Below are 15,898 nucleotides of genomic sequence, written 5' to 3' on the forward strand. Positions count from 1 at the left end.
CGACAGTTAACCGTAAACGGGCATTTACGTTATAACTTATAAACATAAAAGTAATACCGGAAACCATTATCAGGCGAAGGGTTTACATCTCGTCATTAAAACTCAACACATTTCGCTTGTTTTTCTTCTCGCCGTAATGATAATCACTATCACAAGAATTTACCTTTCTTTGCATCACTTGACCGCGATAAACATTTAAGGTGTCCGCATGTTTGTTCCATTTCTCATTATGTTACGTGAAGGCCTAGAAGCGGCCCTGATTGTGAGCCTTATCGCCAGCTACCTGAAGCGAACCCAGCGCGGGCGCTGGATTGGCGTGATGTGGATTGGGGTTTTCCTCGCGGCCGCGCTCTGTCTTGGGCTTGGCATTCTCATCAATGAAACCACGGGCGAGTTCCCGCAGAAAGAGCAGGAGCTATTTGAGGGGATCGTGGCGGTGATTGCGGTCTTTATCCTCACCTGGATGGTGTTCTGGATGCGCAAAGTCTCCCGCAACGTCAAGGTTCAGCTGGAGCAGGCGGTGGATACGGCGCTGCAAAAGGGCAACAACCACGGCTGGGCGCTGATCGCGATGGTCTTTTTCGCCGTCGCGCGTGAAGGGCTGGAGTCGGTCTTCTTCCTGCTGGCCGCCTTCCAGCAGGACGTGGGCATCTGGCCGCCGCTCGGGGCGATGCTCGGGCTGGCGACCGCGGTTGTGCTCGGCTTCCTGCTCTACTGGGGCGGCATTCGTCTTAACCTCGGTGCCTTCTTCAAATGGACCAGCCTCTTCATTCTGCTGGTTGCGGCAGGGCTGGCGGCGGGCGCCGTTCGCGCGTTCCACGAGGCCGGGCTGTGGAATCACTTCCAGGACGTGGCGTTCGACCTCAGCACTATCCTGTCAACGCATTCGCTGACCGGCACGCTGCTGGAAGGGATCTTTGGCTATCAGGAGACGCCGAGCGTCAGCGAAGTCGCGATGTACTTTATCTATCTGGTGCCGGCGCTGGTGCTGTTCGCGATGCCGCCGCGTACCGGCTCCCAGGCGACGCGCGTCGCCCCGTAATTCGTTATTTAGTGACAACATACTTTTAAAGGGAAGAGTCATGGCAATTCAGTTCCGTCGTAGTGCGTTATGCGCAGGTATTGCCGCGCTGTTCGCTTCTGCCTTCGCCGCCCAGGCAGCAGATATCCCGCAGGTAAAAATTACCGTCAATGATAAGCAGTGTGAGCCGATGACCGTGACGGTCAACAGCGGTAAAACCCAGTTTATTATTCAGAACCACAGCCAGAAAGCGCTGGAGTGGGAGATCCTCAAAGGCGTGATGGTGGTGGAAGAGCGCGAAAACATCGCCCCCGGCTTTAGCCAGAAGATGACCGCCAGCCTGCAGCCGGGCGAGTACGACATGACCTGCGGCCTGCTGACCAACCCGAAAGGCAAGCTGATCGTGAAGGGCGAAGCTACCGCTGATGCGGCCAAAGGCAATGCGCTGATGAGCCTCGGCGATGCCATTACCGCCTATAAAGCCTACGTCACCAAAGAGACGGCGGATCTGGTGGCGAGCACCAAGGCCTTTACCGACGCGGTGAAAGCGGGCGATATCGAAAAAGCGAAATCCCTCTACGCGCCAACGCGCCAGCACTACGAGCGTATCGAGCCGATTGCCGAGCTCTTCTCCGATCTGGACGGCAGCATTGACGCCCGCGAAGATGACTACGAGCAGAAGGCCGCCGATCCGAAATTCACCGGCTTCCACCGTCTGGAAAAAGCGCTGTTTGGCGATAGCTCTACCAAAGGGATGGAGAAATACGCGGAGCAGCTGAACGGCGACGTGCTGGAGCTGCAAAAGCGCATTAGCGAGCTGGCCTTCCCGCCGTCAAAAGTGGTGGGCGGCGCGGCCGGGCTGATTGAAGAAGTGGCCGCGAGCAAAATCAGCGGCGAAGAAGATCGCTACAGCCACACCGACCTCTGGGACTTCCAGGCCAACGTCGACGGCGCGCAGAAAATTGTTAACCTGCTGCGCCCGCAGCTGCAAAAAGAGAACGGTGACCTACTGGCGAAAGTGGATGCCAACTTCAAAAAGGTCGACGCGATTCTGGCGAAGTACCGCACCAAAGACGGTTTCGAAACCTATGACAAGCTGACCGATGCCGACCGTAACGCGCTGAAAGGCCCGATTACCACGCTGGCGGAAGATCTGGCGCAGCTGCGCGGCGTTCTGGGTCTGGACTAAGCACGATGAAAAAGCACGACGAGTACGACGTGGCTGAACCTTCACGACGTCGGTTGTTAAAAGGGGTGGGGGCGCTGAGCGGCGCGCTCGCCCTGGCGGGAGGCTGTCCGGTGGCGCATGCGGCGAAACCGCAAAGCGCGCCCGGCACGCTGTCGCCCAATGCCCGCATGGAGACGCAGCCTTTCTACGGTGAGCACCAGTCGGGCATTCTCACGCCGCAGCAGGCTTCCATGATGCTGGTGGCGTTTGATTCGCTGGCGAGCGATAAGGCGGATCTTGAGCGTCTGTTCCGCCTGCTGACGGCGCGCATTGCGTTTCTGACCGCCGGCGGCCCGGCACCGGAAACGCCGAACCCGCGCCTGCCGCCGATGGACTCCGGTATTCTTGGGCCGTTTATCGCCCCTGACAACCTGACCATTACCGTGTCGGTCGGCGAGTCGCTGTTTGACGCGCGCTACGGCCTGGCGAATCAGAAGCCGAAGGCGCTGCAGAAAATGACGCGCTTCCCGAATGACTCCCTCGACGCGGCGCTGTGCCATGGCGATCTGCTGCTGCAGATTTGCGCCAACACGCAGGACACGGTGATCCACGCCCTGCGCGACATCATCAAGCACACGCCGGATCTGCTGAGCGTGCGCTGGAAGCGGGAGGGGTTCATCTCCGATCACGCGGCGCGCAGCAAAGGCAAAGAGACGCCGGTAAACCTGCTGGGCTTTAAGGACGGTACCGCCAACCCGGACAGCAGCGATGCCGCTCTGATGAAGAACGTGGTGTGGGTCACTGCCGACCAGGGCGAGCCTGCGTGGGCGGCTGGCGGCAGCTACCAGGCGGTGCGTATTATCCAGTTCCATGTGGAGTTCTGGGACCGCACGCCGCTGAAAGAGCAGCAGACCATTTTTGGCCGCGACAAGCAGAGCGGGGCGCCGCTCGGGATGAAGAATGAGCATGACGTGCCGGACTACGCCAGCGATCCAAACGGCGACGTTATCGCGCTGGACAGCCATATTCGCCTTGCCAACCCGCGCACCAAAGAGACGCAGTCCAGCCTGATGATGCGCCGCGGCTACAGCTACTCACTGGGCGTGACTAACTCCGGCCAGCTCGATATGGGGCTGCTGTTTGTCTGCTATCAGCATGACCTTGAAAAAGGTTTCCTGACCGTGCAGAAGCGCTTAAACGGTGAAGCGCTGGAAGAGTACGTCAAGCCCATCGGTGGCGGCTATTTCTTTGCCCTGCCGGGCGTGCGCGATCGCAACGCGTATCTCGCTCAGGGGCTCATAGAAGCCTGATAGTTGTCCCTGCGACAGTTCGCAGGGACATTATTTTTTTCTATGACTAACGCACTGTTATATTACTGTAATATTTGTATATGAGACTGAATCCGCTGCAGGCGCAGTCTTAAAAGTTGCTCTCAGGTAAAATAAATGTTGCATTTGTGATAATTGGTGATGTACTTACTATAAGACAGCGGTAGTTCCCGGCAGTGATGCTGTATCACTATGGAGATCGCGAATGGTTGCGTCCTGTACTGGACAAGGTAAACATAACAACCGCAACACCCGGCGCGGAGGCTCAGACTCCGGCAGCGATTTCTTCACTCCCACATTCTCCTCATCTCTTCAAAAACGCATTCTACCGACGTGCAAAACAGTGCGCGTAGCTGTGTTGTATCGTCATCCGGAAAGGCAAGCAATGGCTTACAAGGAAGCCAACCCTCAGATGTTCGTGCGCATAATCGTGCCGATGCCGGCGCGTGTGATGAATACCAACAACTCAAGGTGCTATCCATGGGAAGACAAAAAGCAGTGATCAAAGCTCGTCGCGAAGCAAAACGCGTGCTGAGACGGGATTCACGCAGCCATAAACAGCGTGAAGAAGAATCGGTCACCTCGCTTGTGCAGATGAGTGGCGTTGAATCAATTGGCATGGCGCGGGATAGCCGTGATGCTTCTCCAATTGTGGCCCGCAATGAGGCTCAGGCGCACTACCTGAATGCTATCGAGAGTAAACAGCTTATCTTTGCAACCGGTGAAGCCGGATGCGGGAAAACCTGGATCAGCGCGGCCAAAGCGGCGGAAGCGCTGATTCATAAGGACGTGGAGCGCATTATTGTTACCCGTCCGGTACTGCAAGCGGATGAAGATCTCGGCTTCTTGCCCGGCGATATCTCGGAGAAGTTTGCCCCGTACTTCCGGCCCGTCTATGACGTGCTGGTGAAGCGGCTGGGCGCATCCTTTATGCAGTACTGCCTGCGGCCGGAGATTGGTAAGGTGGAAATCGCGCCGTTCGCCTATATGCGCGGACGTACATTTGAAAATGCGGTCGTCATTCTTGACGAGGCTCAGAACGTGACCGCTGCGCAGATGAAGATGTTTTTAACGCGCCTCGGGGAGAACGTGACGGTCATCGTCAATGGCGATATTACCCAGTGTGACCTGCCTTCCGGCGTGAAATCCGGGCTGAGCGACGCTATGTCGCGTTTCGAAGAAGATGAAATGATCGGGGTGGTGCGCTTTACCAAAGAGGACTGCGTGCGTTCGGCACTGTGCCAGCGCACGCTGCAAGCGTACTACTGAATTAGCCGTTGTGTTCAAGGCCCGGGCAACCGGGCTTTGTTTTTTGTGCGGGGTTTGATGTCGGGTGGCGCTGCGCTTGCCCGACCTGCGGGGCCGGTGCGGTTTTCCCAGAGGGTTAGAGGTGAGATGTAACGTTTTCCCTCTCCCTTGGGGAGAGGGTTAGGGTGAGGGGCCCAGACCGCACAAGGGTAAAGTGCAATATGCGAAAAAAAAGCCCGCATTTTCATGCGAGCTCTTCTTTAAATATGGCGGTGAGGGGGGGATTCGAACCCCCGATACGTTGCCGTATACACACTTTCCAGGCGTGCTCCTTCAGCCACTCGGACACCTCACCATATTGTTTGCTGCCTGACCGCTTGGGGGGGCAACGGGGCGCTACTATAGGGAGTTGCGCTAAAGCGGTCAAGCAGATTTTCTGGTTTAGTGCCCGTTCGGTTAAGCAATAGTCAGCTCCACGGTTTTTACACCGCGGAGCGGGGGATTAACGCTGGGAATCGAGCGCTTCGCTGTTCTTAACCACTTCCTGCGCCTTGCTGTAGCTTTCGATCAGCAACTGGTAGGCAGGGAAGATATGGGTGTACACCTCAGCCCATTCTGCCGCATCCGCACGATTCCAGGTGCGCTGGATCTCGGAGGCAACCGCCGCCGTATCCATCGGCACAACGCCCGCCTGGACTACCCGCGCCAGCGTAATTTCCTGCGCCATCTTGCTGTAGGTGCCGGAAGCATCGATAACCGCGAAGACCTTATAGCCGTCCGCCACCGCGCTGATGGACGGAAACGCCATGCATACGCTGGTGATGGTGCCCGCGATAATCAGCGTTTTACGTCCTGTCGCTTTAACCGCCGCAACAAACTCCGGGTTATCCCAGGCGTTGATCTCGCCCTTGCGCGCCACGTACTGCGCATGCGGCGCGTTGGCGTGGATCTCCGGAATAAGCGGTCCGTTGGGGCCCTGCGGCACGGACGCTGTGGTAATCACCGGAATTTCGGCAAGCGTAGCGATTTTTGCCAGCGCCGCCGCACGGGCGCGCAGCTCCGGCATCGGCATGTCGCCGACGGTCTGGAACAGACCGCTCTGGTGATCGATAAGCAGCATCACCGCGTCATTCACGTCAATCACGGGACGTGCGCCGTTGAAGTTAGCAGGGGTAGACATGGTTCTCTCCTTTATTTATCAGATCTGGCCGAAGCGGCCGGAGTTGAAATCGCGAATGGCTTCGGCGATTTCGGTTTTACTGTTCATCACAAACGGGCCGTAACCTACAATCGGCTCGTTTAGCGGCTCGCCCGCCATCAGCAGCACTTTGGCGTCGCTGCTGGCTTCCAGATGCAGCCTGTCGCCGTCCTGGCTCAGAACGACCAGCTGCGCTTCACCTGCCTGTGCGGTGCCGTTTACCGTCACGCTGCCTTCGAGCACCACCAGCGCAGTGCTCCAGCCGTCAGGCTGTTCAAGCGTGATATGGCTTCCCTGACGCAGCGCAATGTCCCAGACGTTCAGCGGTGAAAAGGTATGCGCCGGGCCAGCGGCGTCGCCATAGCGCCCCGCAATCACCCTCAGCGAGCCGCTGTTGTCAGGCAGCGCTACTACCGGGATTTGGCTTTTGGTGATGCTCTGATAGCCCGGCGCCGCCATCTTGTCTTTGGCCGGCAGGTTGACCCACAGCTGGATCATTTTTAGCTCGCCGCCTTTTTGCGAAAACGCGCTGGAGTGGAACTCCTCGTGCAAAATGCCCGCGCCCGCCGTCATCCACTGCACGTCGCCCGGGCCGATGACGCCGCCCCTGCCGGTAGAATCGCGATGTTCAACCTCACCGGAATAGACGATGGTGACCGTTTCAAAGCCGCGGTGCGGATGCTCGCCCACGCCGCGCTTGACGCCATCCGCCGGAAAGGTATGCGGGCCCGCGTAGTCCAGCAGCAGGAACGGGCTGAGCGGTTCGCCGTGGGTTTGATAAGAAAACATCGAACGAACCGGGAAACCATCGCCAACCCAGTGTGGACGGGGCGCGGTATAAACACCTGTCACGTTTTTCATGATGAGCTCCTGATGTTTTGTTGATGTAATTAGCTTATATTCAGCATTAATGTTCCGGTAGAGTGTGAAAATGACATTCACTGTTCCAAAAATAGAACGATGAGGGGCTATGCAGGATCTCAATGATTTTGTTTGGTTTGTGAAGGTGGTGGATCACGGCGGATTTGCGGCGGCCGGTCGGGCGTTGGATCAGCCTAAGTCGAAGCTCAGCCGCCGCATCGCCCAGCTTGAGGAGCGCCTGGGCGTGCGGCTAATCCAGCGCACAACCCGGCAGTTTACGGTGACGGAGGTGGGGCACACGTTCTATCAGCACTGCAAAGCGATGCTGGTTGAAGCGGAGGCCGCTGAAGAGGCCGTTGCGGCACTTCAGGCCGAGCCGCGCGGTATCGTGCGGATCACCTGTCCGGTAACGCTGCTGCACGTGCACGTGGGGCCGATGCTGGCGCGGTTTATGGTGCGCTATCCGGGAATTAACCTTCAGCTTGAGGCCACCAACCGGCGCGTGGATCTGGTTGGAGAGGGGGTCGACGTGGCGATCCGCGTGCGCCCGCGTCCGTTTGACGATAGCGATCTGGTATTAAGGGTGCTCGCTGACAGGGGACACTGCCTGGTGGCCGGACCGACGATGATTGAACGAATGGGCAAGCCTTCCGCGCCTTCTGAGCTGAGCGAGTGGCCAGGCCTCAGCATGGGGGCGAGTAAGCAGGTGCATAAGTGGGACTTATGCGGTCCGGAAGGGGCAAAAGCGGAGATACACTATACGCCGCGCTTTATTACATCCGACATGCTCGCCCTGCGGGAAGCCGCTGCAGCAGGCGTGGGCGTGGTGCAGCTGCCGATACTGATGGTTAAAGATCAGCTTGCATCGGGTGAGCTCGTTCGGGTGCTTGAACAGTGGGAGCCACGGCGGGAGGTGATTCATGCGGTATATCCGTCGCGTCGCGGGCTGCTGCCGTCCGTCAGAACGCTGGTGGATTTTCTCACCGAAGAGTATGCGCGGATGGTGGAGGAATAAGGGGACAACGGATCTCAACCGCATTTTTTGCAACCCCGAAGCCTGGCACCTTAATTTTGGCTTAAGCTATTTCTCAAATAATAACGCCTCTTTTTAAAGGGGATATTTAATGAAGAAATTACTGATTTCACTGGTGATGATGGCGGCATGCGCCGGAACGGCGATGGCGCAGCCTGTTACGGTCGATGTTCCCAGCGGCTACAAGGTCGTGGTTGTTCCTTCTTCAGAAACGGTCACGGGCGCAATTTCTACTGCCGTACCTCAAGCCGCGTATGTCGCACCTGCCGCGGCTCCGGCGCCGGTTTATCATCCACGCGCCCGGCATATTGCCAGCGTTGCCGAGGGAATGGTGATTGAACATCAGCATGATGATCATCACTAGGTCGAACACCTTTTTGATGTCAGGTGGCGCTACGCCACCTGGCATAAAGAGCGCAGGGAGTATCAGGTTCTCATCCCCCGCAGACGTGCGACATGCGAAAAAAAAAGCCCGCATTTTCATGCGAGCTCTTCTTTAAATATGGCGGTGAGGGGGGGATTGACTCGCTGCGCTCACCCTACGGGCAGCCTGTTCGCGTTGCTCTCAGTCTGTCCAACGGGCTGACGCCCGTTGTCGAACCCCGGTCGGGGCTTCTCATCCCCCCTTTTCGGAGAACATAAACGAAAAAAGCCCGTACTTTCGTACGAGCTCTTATCTTAAATATGGCGGTGAGGGGGGGATTCGAACCCCCGATACGTTGCCGTATACACACTTTCCAGGCGTGCTCCTTCAGCCACTCGGACACCTCACCATATTGTCATCCCATTGTTGCTGGGACGGGCGCTAATGTAAGGAAAAGCCGAAGCGCCGTCAACTCACTTTTTCAGTAAATCAGCGCATTTAGACAAACTTCAAACAACCTGATTCCTAAATGTGCTGAAAGCGCTTTTTTTATCAGCAACCGGTTCGCCCATAATTTTGATATGCTGGCAATCCAGTTGAAAATGAAAACAAAACAGCGCAATAAAAGGCAGGAATGACTATGGATATTCTCTTCTATCACCCCACTTTTGATACGTCTTACTGGATTAAGGCGCTTTCAGCTGCGCTACCTGGCGCTCGCGTGCGCGAATGGAAGCAGGGCGACAATGAACATGCCGACTATGCGCTGGTCTGGCATCCTCCCGTCGAGATGCTGCAGGGCCGAAAGCTGAAGGCCGTTTTTGCCCTCGGGGCAGGCGTGGACTCTATCCTCAGCAAGCTGAAGGTGCACCCCGAAATGCTGCCCGAAAATATCCCCCTGTTCCGCCTGGAAGATACCGGCATGGGCGAGCAAATGCAGGAGTATGCCGTAAGCCAGGTGTTGCACTGGTTCCGACGCTTTGACGATTATCAGGCGCTTAAGCTGCAGTCCCGCTGGGAGCCGCTGCCGGATTATCAGCGTGAAGATTTTACGATTGGCATCCTCGGCGCGGGCGTGCTGGGATCGAAAGTGGCGCAGGCGCTTGCTCCGTGGGGGTTCCCGCTGCGCTGCTGGAGCCGCAGCCGTAAAGATTATCCCGGCGTAGAAAGCTTTGCGGGAGCGGATGAACTCCCGGCGTTCCTCAAAGGCACCCGCGTGTTAATTAATTTGCTGCCCAATACGGCGGAGACGGTGGGGATTATTAACGCTCAGCTTCTTAACCAGCTTGCTGACCAAAGCTACGTCATGAACCTTGCGCGCGGCGTACATCTGGTTGAGGAGGATTTACTGCAGGCGCTGGACGCTGGCAGGCTTAAGGGCGCCATGCTGGACGTATACGGCAAAGAGCCGCTGCCTGCCGACAGCCCGCTCTGGACGCACCCGCGCGTGGCGATGACGCCACACGTGGCGGCCGTGACGCGCCCGGCAGAAGCCGTGGCGTTTATCTCACGCACCATCCGCGGGATAGAGAAGGGCGATGCGGTGACCGGGCAGGTCGACAGACAGCGCGGCTACTGAGAGAAACCCGGCGTTTGCCGGGTTTTTGCTAATATTCGCCGCTGATTACTGCTATCCTTTGAAAAAAATCACGAGGAGAGGAAGATGTATCCCGTTGACCTGCATATGCACACCGTCGCCAGCACCCACGCGTACAGCACCCTTCATGACTACATCGCGCAGGCTAAACGCAAGGGCATTACGCTCTTTGCCATAACCGATCACGGTCCCGACATGGCGGATGCGCCGCACTACTGGCATTTTGTGAATATGCGCGTCTGGCCGCGTCTCGTTGACGGCGTCGGTATTCTGCGCGGCATTGAGGCGAACATCAAAAACACCGACGGTGAAATTGACTGTACCGGCCCGATGCTGACCTCGCTCGATCTGATTATCGCCGGTTTCCACGAGCCCGTGTTTGCCCCGCAGGATCGGGAAACGAACACGAAGGCGATGATCGCGACCATCGCCAGCGGCAATGTTCACATCATTAGCCATCCTGGAAACCCGAAATTCCCCATCGATATCCAGGCGGTTGCCGAAGCGGCAGCCAAACATCGCGTGGCGCTTGAAATTAACAACTCCTCCTTTACCCACTCGCGCATCGGCAGCGAGGCGAACTGCCGCGCGGTGGCGGCTGCCGTTCGCGACGCCGGCGGTATGGTGGCGCTGGGCTCGGATTCGCACACCGCCTTCACGCTGGGCGATTTTGGCGAATGCCGAAAGGTGCTGGACGACGTGGGGTTCCCGGAGGAGAAGATTTTAAACGTCACGCCGCGCCGGATGCTCGATTTTCTTGAATCACGCGGCATGACGCCGATTGATGAATTTGCCGACCTTTAATTGTGTAATGGAATAATAAAATGAATGAGTTTTCCATCCTCTGCCGCGTGCTGGGTACGCTTTACTATCGTCAGCCGCAGGACCCGCTGCTGGTTCCGCTCTTTACCCTGATCCGCGAAGGGAAGCTGGCGCAGAACTGGCCGCTGGAGCAGGATGATTTGCTGGAAAGGCTGAAAAAGAGCTGTGATATGCAGCAGATTTCAACGGATTACAACGCCTTGTTCGTGGGCGAAGAGTGTCGCGTATCGCCATACCGCTCCGCCTGGCAGGAAGGCACCACGGAAGCTGAAGTGCGCGCATTTCTCTCCGAACGCGGAATGCCGCTGACGGATGCTCCGGCCGATCATATCGGCACGCTGCTGCTGGCGGCTTCCTGGATTGAAGACAACTCGGGAGACGATGAAAATGCAGCTATCGAAACCCTGTTCGAAGAGTACCTGCTGCCGTGGTGCGGGACTTTCCTCGGCAAAGTGGAAGCCCATGCGACCTCGCCATTCTGGAGAACGCTGGCCCCCCTGACGCGCGATGCGATAGCGGCCATGTGGGACGAGCTGGAAGAAGAGAACGAAGAGTGATTTAAGTCTCAAAATTCCTGCAACGATACATTTCATCGTTCATAAAGTGTGCTTCACCTCTCATTTCTATGGCGCGCTTCTGCTAAGATGCGCGCCATGAACATACTACTTTGCATTGCACTCACGACGGGCATTCTCTCCGGGCTTTGGGGATGGGTGGCTGTCTCGCTGGGATTATTAAGCTGGGCCGGTTTTCTCGGCTGCACGGCCTACTTCGCCTGTCCTCAGGGCGGCATCAGGGGTTTCTTTATTTCAGGCTGCACGCTGATGAGCGGGGTGATCTGGGCGCTGGTGATTATGAAAGGCAGCGCGCTGGCTCCGCATCTTGAGATCCTGGGATACGCGATGACCGGCGTGGTTGCCTTTTTAATGTGTATTCAGGCAAAACACCTTCTGCTCTCATTCGTGCCGGGAACCTTTATCGGGGCGTGCGCCACCTTTGCGGGGCAGGGCGACTGGAAGCTGGTTGTCCCTTCGCTGGCGCTGGGGCTGGTATTTGGCTATGCCATGAAGAACAGCGGACTCTGGCTGGCCGCACGCCGTGAGAAAGCGGGAACCACCACAACGGTGAGTGAATAAAAAAAGGCGAGAATATTCTCGCCTTTTTTCTGCGCGCGTTCCGTCAGGACTCCGGCGGCACCGACATTTCGCGGTACTTCACCAGCACGTCATTCTTCACGTCACTCTTATTCTGCAGATCCCAGAGCCCGCGATCGATACCGTCGTTAATCAGGAAAATAACCCCCGTTTCGATGGCGGACATCAGGCACAGCATCACCGGTTCGTTAGAGGTATACCCGATTTCACCCTCCAGCAGGCGCTGGTAGTCGATGAAGCGGAACACGCCCGCCTGCACCTCGTAAGAGAGGATGGTTTTGCTGGTATTCACCGAGGACAAAATTTCACCCGTGCTGACGTTGACCACCCGCAGGTTCACAGCAATCTGATCGAGCTGATACTGCGTATCCGCGCCGATACCGAAGTAGCGGGCACCCGCACCACCGGACTTCACGTTGCTTTCGTAGCCGATGATAGAACCTTCCACCATAATATTGGCCGCGGTGAGGGACTGGAGCGGCGTGCGGTTATTCACCCCAACCGTACCATTCTCCTGAGCGGCGCGAATGATTTTTCGCTCGTTCAGCAGGTTTTGCAGGCCCTGGCGTTCCAGAGGGATAAACCAGCGCGAATCCTTCAGCGCGGTGACCAGCATTGCGGTGGCGCTTTGCGGTACGGCGGTCGAGAAGTTGCTTGCCGGGTAGGGTTTAAACTGTCCCGTCTCGTCCTGGATGTTATATACCGAGACGAATATCTTCCCGGTGGGTATCGGCAGATGGGTTAAATCACGGTAGCTTTGTGCCCGAGGCATTAACGTTGGCTTAGCGGCTTCTTTGGGAGGAGCGGTTAAACAACCGCTCAATAAGCACACTGCAACAAGAATCAATAAGCGCTGCATGATGATTGTCCTTATTTCGACGTCGACTAGAAGTCAGTTGAGTTAGACTGCAGTCCCGAAACCTGGATGGTTGATGTCTTCCCGGTTTTTCGGTCCGTCACGTTTAACTGAAGCTGCCCATCTTTGTTGGCGATATCGACGATAAAGTCGTTAGTCACCATGCGGCCGGGTTTACCCGTATTGATGTTGGTTAATAAGCCACCTAATATTTGCGACTGAATGGCCTGAGTAAAATTATCCAGCGCTGACGGCGTTTCGATGCCGAAATTGTCGTCATAGCTGGGGTCTTTATAGGAATTTTGTGCCTGAGCTTCGTTAAGCATGAATGCCCCGTTATTTGGGTTGCCGCCAAAATTCGGGTTGCGGAACTGGAACGTCATATTCCCGGCCCAGCTTAGCGGCGCAATGAGCATTAACGAAATCACCGTGTGTGCGAGACGCATTACAGCCTCCAAAATTGGTATCGTTGCTAGAACTCATCTTTTGCTAAATCACCCGTGCTCAGGAGCGCTTTATCGAGCTGCAGGCGGTTAATAGCCTCTTCTGTTTTTGCCAGCGCAAAAGCGACGTTCTTGTCGAAGTCTCTTTTGGTTGGAAAGAGAAAGGTCTGGTAAATAACATCCTGATTGGCTGTTATCGTTATCCAGCTTCCCCATCGTGCGCTGGGCCGTTCGTTGATTGTTAAATTTCCAGGGTATTCACTTTCCCAGTTATCGCTGAATGCGCGGTAAAAATCGTGCCCGATAGATGAGACGGTATGGTCAGTTAACAATCCGGGAACCTCAACTTCCACCGCCTGGAGGTGCCCGGCAGCAAGCAGAAAGCCCGCTGCGGTAATCCAACTCAACGTGCGTTTCATACCGTTAACGCCTGAGGTTGTCGTTTGCCCATGAGACCGCCTGAGTTCGGTTTTTAACCGCTATTTTCTTGAAAAGGTTATAAAGGTGCGTTTTAACCGTGTTTTCGCTGATAAATAACGAACGGGCAATCTCAATATTCGAAGCTCCAATCCGCAGCTTGTTCAGGATCTCCTTTTCGCGGTGCGTAAGCAGCGCGGATTCCGAACTGTTATAACGATAATTTCCTGAGTGGGTGATGAGATAGCTGGCAAGCTTTTGCGAGAAATAGCATTCTCCTCGCAAAATGCCCTGCAGCCCCTCAACAACGCGGTTTTCTTCTTCAGTAACGTAAAAAACACCATTGATATGCGGCCAGCTTTCAATATCTCTGTAAGGATATTCATCAGGTGTATTCAATAATAACAGTCTGATATTATTGTTTTTCCTGCTTAAGTTATCTTGCCAGTAATGGATGAGCTTTTTATCCGCTTCCATCATGTCAAGCAGAACGATACTTCCAGGCACAATATCGTCACAAGATCGTTGAATATTATGCAGTTTCCCATTAACGGAAAGCGATTGTTTTAAATGCTGCAATAATGCTGTTGCTTGTAAAGATGGCTTGGTGATCAACAGTAATGTATGACCATGTAAACTATGGACTTCATTAAACATGATGAAACCCCACTTTATTTATGGCACCTGGCAGCTATCCCTTCGTAAATAAGAAAGGACACCAGAAGTACTGACAGATATGAGACTGCTGTGTGTAGAATCAAACCATGCCCCATGGGGGACAGGTAATTTAAAGAAATAACGTACTGCTGTTTTCAATCTAGCTATTACGAACTTTAAAGCAAGTGTTAATGATGTAACAGAATGTAAAATTCAATATTAAATTGTTAATATCAGGTCGTTATTAAAATTATAATTAATGAAAAAGTTGTACAGGTAAATAGCCTTGCACACATTTTAAAAATCATACAAATTATAGTAATTTATTGATAAATATGATTTTGATTTAATTAATTTCTAAGGCGCTAAGGTATGAGTGAACGGTAAAAACTGAGCGCCACGCCGATTGTATTTACATCTTAAGAAAACGCGCCTTGTGTCACGCGAGTTGCAGAATGCGGCACTTCAGACTGTTGGGCGCACGCCTCACTATGCCGCACGGAGTGGTTTTGAAGATGATCCAGTACATCTCATTGTTTTAGGCGAACTTAACCTGCGCTGCTTTCAGCGAATTTTTCTTAAATTAATGCTTTGGGGTGAAAACAATAATAAAAATAGGTCTCGTGGGTGAGATATTTAAATTGTTTCGGTAGACATACTCTTCACCGTAACGCAGCGTTAACAAAAAACGAATCGCGATAACTTAACTCGAACCATTATGATGAATAACCAGGTCCAGGTGACAACATGAAAAACAGAACGTTATTTATGATGTTTACATTACTGGGAGCGCCTGGCGTAGTAACCGCAACGGGTTCAGATTTAGCGAATTCTGAATATAACTTTGCGGTTAATGAACTAAGTCAGTCTTCATATAATCAGGCGGCTATTATTGGGCAGCGAGGTACGGGTAATAATGCCAACGTGCGCCAGGAGGGTTCTAAATTACTGTCCGTTGTTTCACAGGATGGTGTTAGCAACAGAGCGAGAGTTGATCAATCAGGGACTTATAATCTTGCTTATATCGATCAGTCTGGTTACGGCAATGATGCGAGTATTAAACAAGAGGCTTTTGGTAATACGGCAATGATTATCCAAAAAGGGTCGGGTAATAGAGCAAATATTACGCAGTACGGTACGCAAAAAACAGCAGTTGTAGTACAGAGACAGTCGCAAATGGCGGTTCGCGTTATTCAGCGCTGACGCAGTGTGACGGCTTAAATCAATCCGATGGGGGTTTACCATGAAACTTTTCAAAGTAGCAGCAATTGCAGCAATCGTAGTTTCTGGCAGTGCTTTCGCTGGTGCGGTACCACAATTTGGTGGTGGCGGCGGTGGCTGGGGCGGCGGTAATAACGGCCCTGAGTCAACCCTGAGCATTTACCAGTACGGTGGCGGTAACTCAGCTGTTGCCTTGCAAACCGATGCTAAAAAATCTGATCTGACCATTACCCAGCACGGCGGCGGTAACGGCGCAGACGTCGGACAAGGCTCTGATGAAAGCAGCATCGATCTGCTCCAGAAAGGCTTTGGTAATAGCGCAACCATCGATCAGTGGAACAGCAAAGACTCGATCATCAATGTTAAACAGTTCGGCGGCGGCAACGGCGCGGCGGTCGATCAGACGGCGTCCGGATCAACGGTTACCGTGCACCAGGTTGGTTTCGGCAACAACGCGACGGCGCATCAGTACTAGTTCAGATTTTGTCTTACGGAAAACAGGGCGCATGC

General features: G+C 54.6%; 18 protein-coding genes and 2 tRNA genes. 12 read left to right on the plus strand and 8 right to left on the minus strand.

From position 1 onward, the window contains the following. Nucleotides 1–208: 208 nt before the first annotated feature. From efeU to phoH, 4 genes are all read left to right on the plus strand, one after another. Nucleotides 209–1,042 carry an iron uptake transporter permease EfeU gene (efeU, locus tag DBY73_RS00550; protein ID WP_112009291.1) on the plus strand — a complete coding sequence of 278 codons (834 nt, stop codon included), beginning with the start codon at nucleotides 209–211 and terminating at the stop codon, nucleotides 1,040–1,042. Nucleotides 1,043–1,082: 40 nt separating this feature from the next. Next, a complete protein-coding gene (gene efeO, locus DBY73_RS00555) occupies nucleotides 1,083–2,210 on the plus strand; it encodes an iron uptake system protein EfeO (protein WP_112009292.1) in 1,128 nt (375 codons plus the stop codon). 5 nt (nucleotides 2,211–2,215) lie between these two features. Continuing rightward, a complete protein-coding gene (efeB, locus tag DBY73_RS00560) occupies nucleotides 2,216–3,499 on the plus strand; it encodes an iron uptake transporter deferrochelatase/peroxidase subunit (protein WP_112009293.1) in 1,284 nt (427 codons plus the stop codon). Between the two features lie 498 nt (nucleotides 3,500–3,997). Then, nucleotides 3,998–4,786: a phosphate starvation-inducible protein PhoH gene (gene phoH / locus DBY73_RS00565; RefSeq protein WP_003858070.1), complete on the plus strand. Its 789-nt coding sequence runs from the start codon at nucleotides 3,998–4,000 to the stop codon at nucleotides 4,784–4,786. Nucleotides 4,787–5,032: 246 nt separating this feature from the next. On the opposite strand, the gene DBY73_RS00575 is transcribed toward phoH, so the two are convergent. The 3 genes from DBY73_RS00575 to DBY73_RS00585 form a co-directional block, all read right to left on the minus strand. Continuing rightward, nucleotides 5,033–5,120 (minus strand) — tRNA-Ser (locus DBY73_RS00575). A 147-nt stretch (nucleotides 5,121–5,267) separates the two neighbouring features. Next, nucleotides 5,268–5,945: an isochorismatase family protein gene (locus DBY73_RS00580; protein WP_112009296.1), complete on the minus strand. Its 678-nt coding sequence runs from the start codon at nucleotides 5,943–5,945 to the stop codon at nucleotides 5,268–5,270. 18 nt (nucleotides 5,946–5,963) lie between these two features. Continuing rightward, on the minus strand, nucleotides 5,964–6,824 hold the full coding sequence (locus DBY73_RS00585; RefSeq protein WP_112009297.1) for a pirin family protein: 861 nt from the start codon (nucleotides 6,822–6,824) through the stop codon (nucleotides 5,964–5,966). A gap of 109 nt (nucleotides 6,825–6,933) precedes the next feature. Here DBY73_RS00585 and DBY73_RS00590 point away from each other — a divergent pair, with 109 nt between their 5' ends. Then, nucleotides 6,934–7,839 carry a LysR family transcriptional regulator gene (locus DBY73_RS00590; RefSeq protein WP_112009298.1) on the plus strand — a complete coding sequence of 302 codons (906 nt, stop codon included), beginning with the start codon at nucleotides 6,934–6,936 and terminating at the stop codon, nucleotides 7,837–7,839. A 109-nt stretch (nucleotides 7,840–7,948) separates the two neighbouring features. Then, nucleotides 7,949–8,221 (plus strand): hypothetical protein, encoded by a 273-nt coding sequence (locus DBY73_RS00595; protein WP_112009299.1) that lies wholly within the window; start codon nucleotides 7,949–7,951, stop codon nucleotides 8,219–8,221. Between the two features lie 321 nt (nucleotides 8,222–8,542). On the opposite strand, the gene DBY73_RS00600 is transcribed toward DBY73_RS00595, so the two are convergent. Continuing rightward, nucleotides 8,543–8,630 (minus strand) — tRNA-Ser (locus tag DBY73_RS00600). Nucleotides 8,631–8,861: 231 nt separating this feature from the next. Here DBY73_RS00600 and ghrA point away from each other — a divergent pair. The 4 genes from ghrA to DBY73_RS00620 all read left to right on the plus strand — a co-directional run bounded on the left by ghrA (nucleotide 8,862) and on the right by DBY73_RS00620 (nucleotide 11,776). Then, nucleotides 8,862–9,800: a glyoxylate/hydroxypyruvate reductase GhrA gene (ghrA, locus tag DBY73_RS00605; protein ID WP_112009300.1), complete on the plus strand. Its 939-nt coding sequence runs from the start codon at nucleotides 8,862–8,864 to the stop codon at nucleotides 9,798–9,800. Nucleotides 9,801–9,884: 84 nt separating this feature from the next. Next, nucleotides 9,885–10,622: a phosphatase gene (locus DBY73_RS00610; protein WP_112009301.1), complete on the plus strand. Its 738-nt coding sequence runs from the start codon at nucleotides 9,885–9,887 to the stop codon at nucleotides 10,620–10,622. Between the two features lie 20 nt (nucleotides 10,623–10,642). Beyond that, nucleotides 10,643–11,197 (plus strand): molecular chaperone, encoded by a 555-nt coding sequence (locus tag DBY73_RS00615; protein ID WP_112009302.1) that lies wholly within the window; start codon nucleotides 10,643–10,645, stop codon nucleotides 11,195–11,197. A 96-nt stretch (nucleotides 11,198–11,293) separates the two neighbouring features. Continuing rightward, nucleotides 11,294–11,776, plus strand: coding sequence for a DUF1097 domain-containing protein (locus tag DBY73_RS00620; protein ID WP_146745732.1), 483 nt, complete (start codon nucleotides 11,294–11,296; stop codon nucleotides 11,774–11,776). A 43-nt stretch (nucleotides 11,777–11,819) separates the two neighbouring features. Here the strand turns inward: DBY73_RS00620 and csgG are convergent, their stop codons facing one another. From csgG to csgD, 4 genes are read right to left on the minus strand one after another with little or no spacing between them, the layout of a single operon-like run. Beyond that, complete coding sequence (csgG, locus tag DBY73_RS00625; protein WP_112009304.1) at nucleotides 11,820–12,653, minus strand: curli production assembly/transport protein CsgG; 834 nt, start codon at nucleotides 12,651–12,653, stop codon at nucleotides 11,820–11,822. 26 nt (nucleotides 12,654–12,679) lie between these two features. After that, a complete protein-coding gene (gene csgF, locus DBY73_RS00630; RefSeq protein WP_112009305.1) occupies nucleotides 12,680–13,096 on the minus strand; it encodes a curli production assembly/transport protein CsgF in 417 nt (138 codons plus the stop codon). 26 nt (nucleotides 13,097–13,122) lie between these two features. Further along, entirely contained in the window at nucleotides 13,123–13,512 is a 390-nt protein-coding gene (csgE, locus tag DBY73_RS00635) for a curli production assembly/transport protein CsgE (protein ID WP_112009306.1), read from the minus strand. A 4-nt stretch (nucleotides 13,513–13,516) separates the two neighbouring features. Then, the gene (gene csgD / locus DBY73_RS00640) at nucleotides 13,517–14,167 is read right to left on the minus strand and encodes a biofilm master transcriptional regulator CsgD (protein ID WP_112009307.1); all 651 of its coding nucleotides are present in this window, start codon (nucleotides 14,165–14,167) and stop codon (nucleotides 13,517–13,519) included. Between the two features lie 747 nt (nucleotides 14,168–14,914). On the opposite strand from csgD, the gene csgB reads away from it, so the two are divergent. Both csgB and csgA read left to right on the plus strand, forming a co-directional pair. Then, a complete protein-coding gene (gene csgB, locus DBY73_RS00645) occupies nucleotides 14,915–15,370 on the plus strand; it encodes a curli minor subunit CsgB (RefSeq protein WP_112009308.1) in 456 nt (151 codons plus the stop codon). 40 nt (nucleotides 15,371–15,410) lie between these two features. Beyond that, nucleotides 15,411–15,863, plus strand: coding sequence for a curli major subunit CsgA (gene csgA / locus DBY73_RS00650; RefSeq protein WP_112009309.1), 453 nt, complete (start codon nucleotides 15,411–15,413; stop codon nucleotides 15,861–15,863). Nucleotides 15,864–15,898 lie beyond the last annotated feature (35 nt).

Origin of the sequence: Enterobacter sp. RIT418, from assembly GCF_003057745.1 — a bacterium.
Taxonomy (GTDB): Bacteria; Pseudomonadota; Gammaproteobacteria; order Enterobacterales; family Enterobacteriaceae; genus Enterobacter.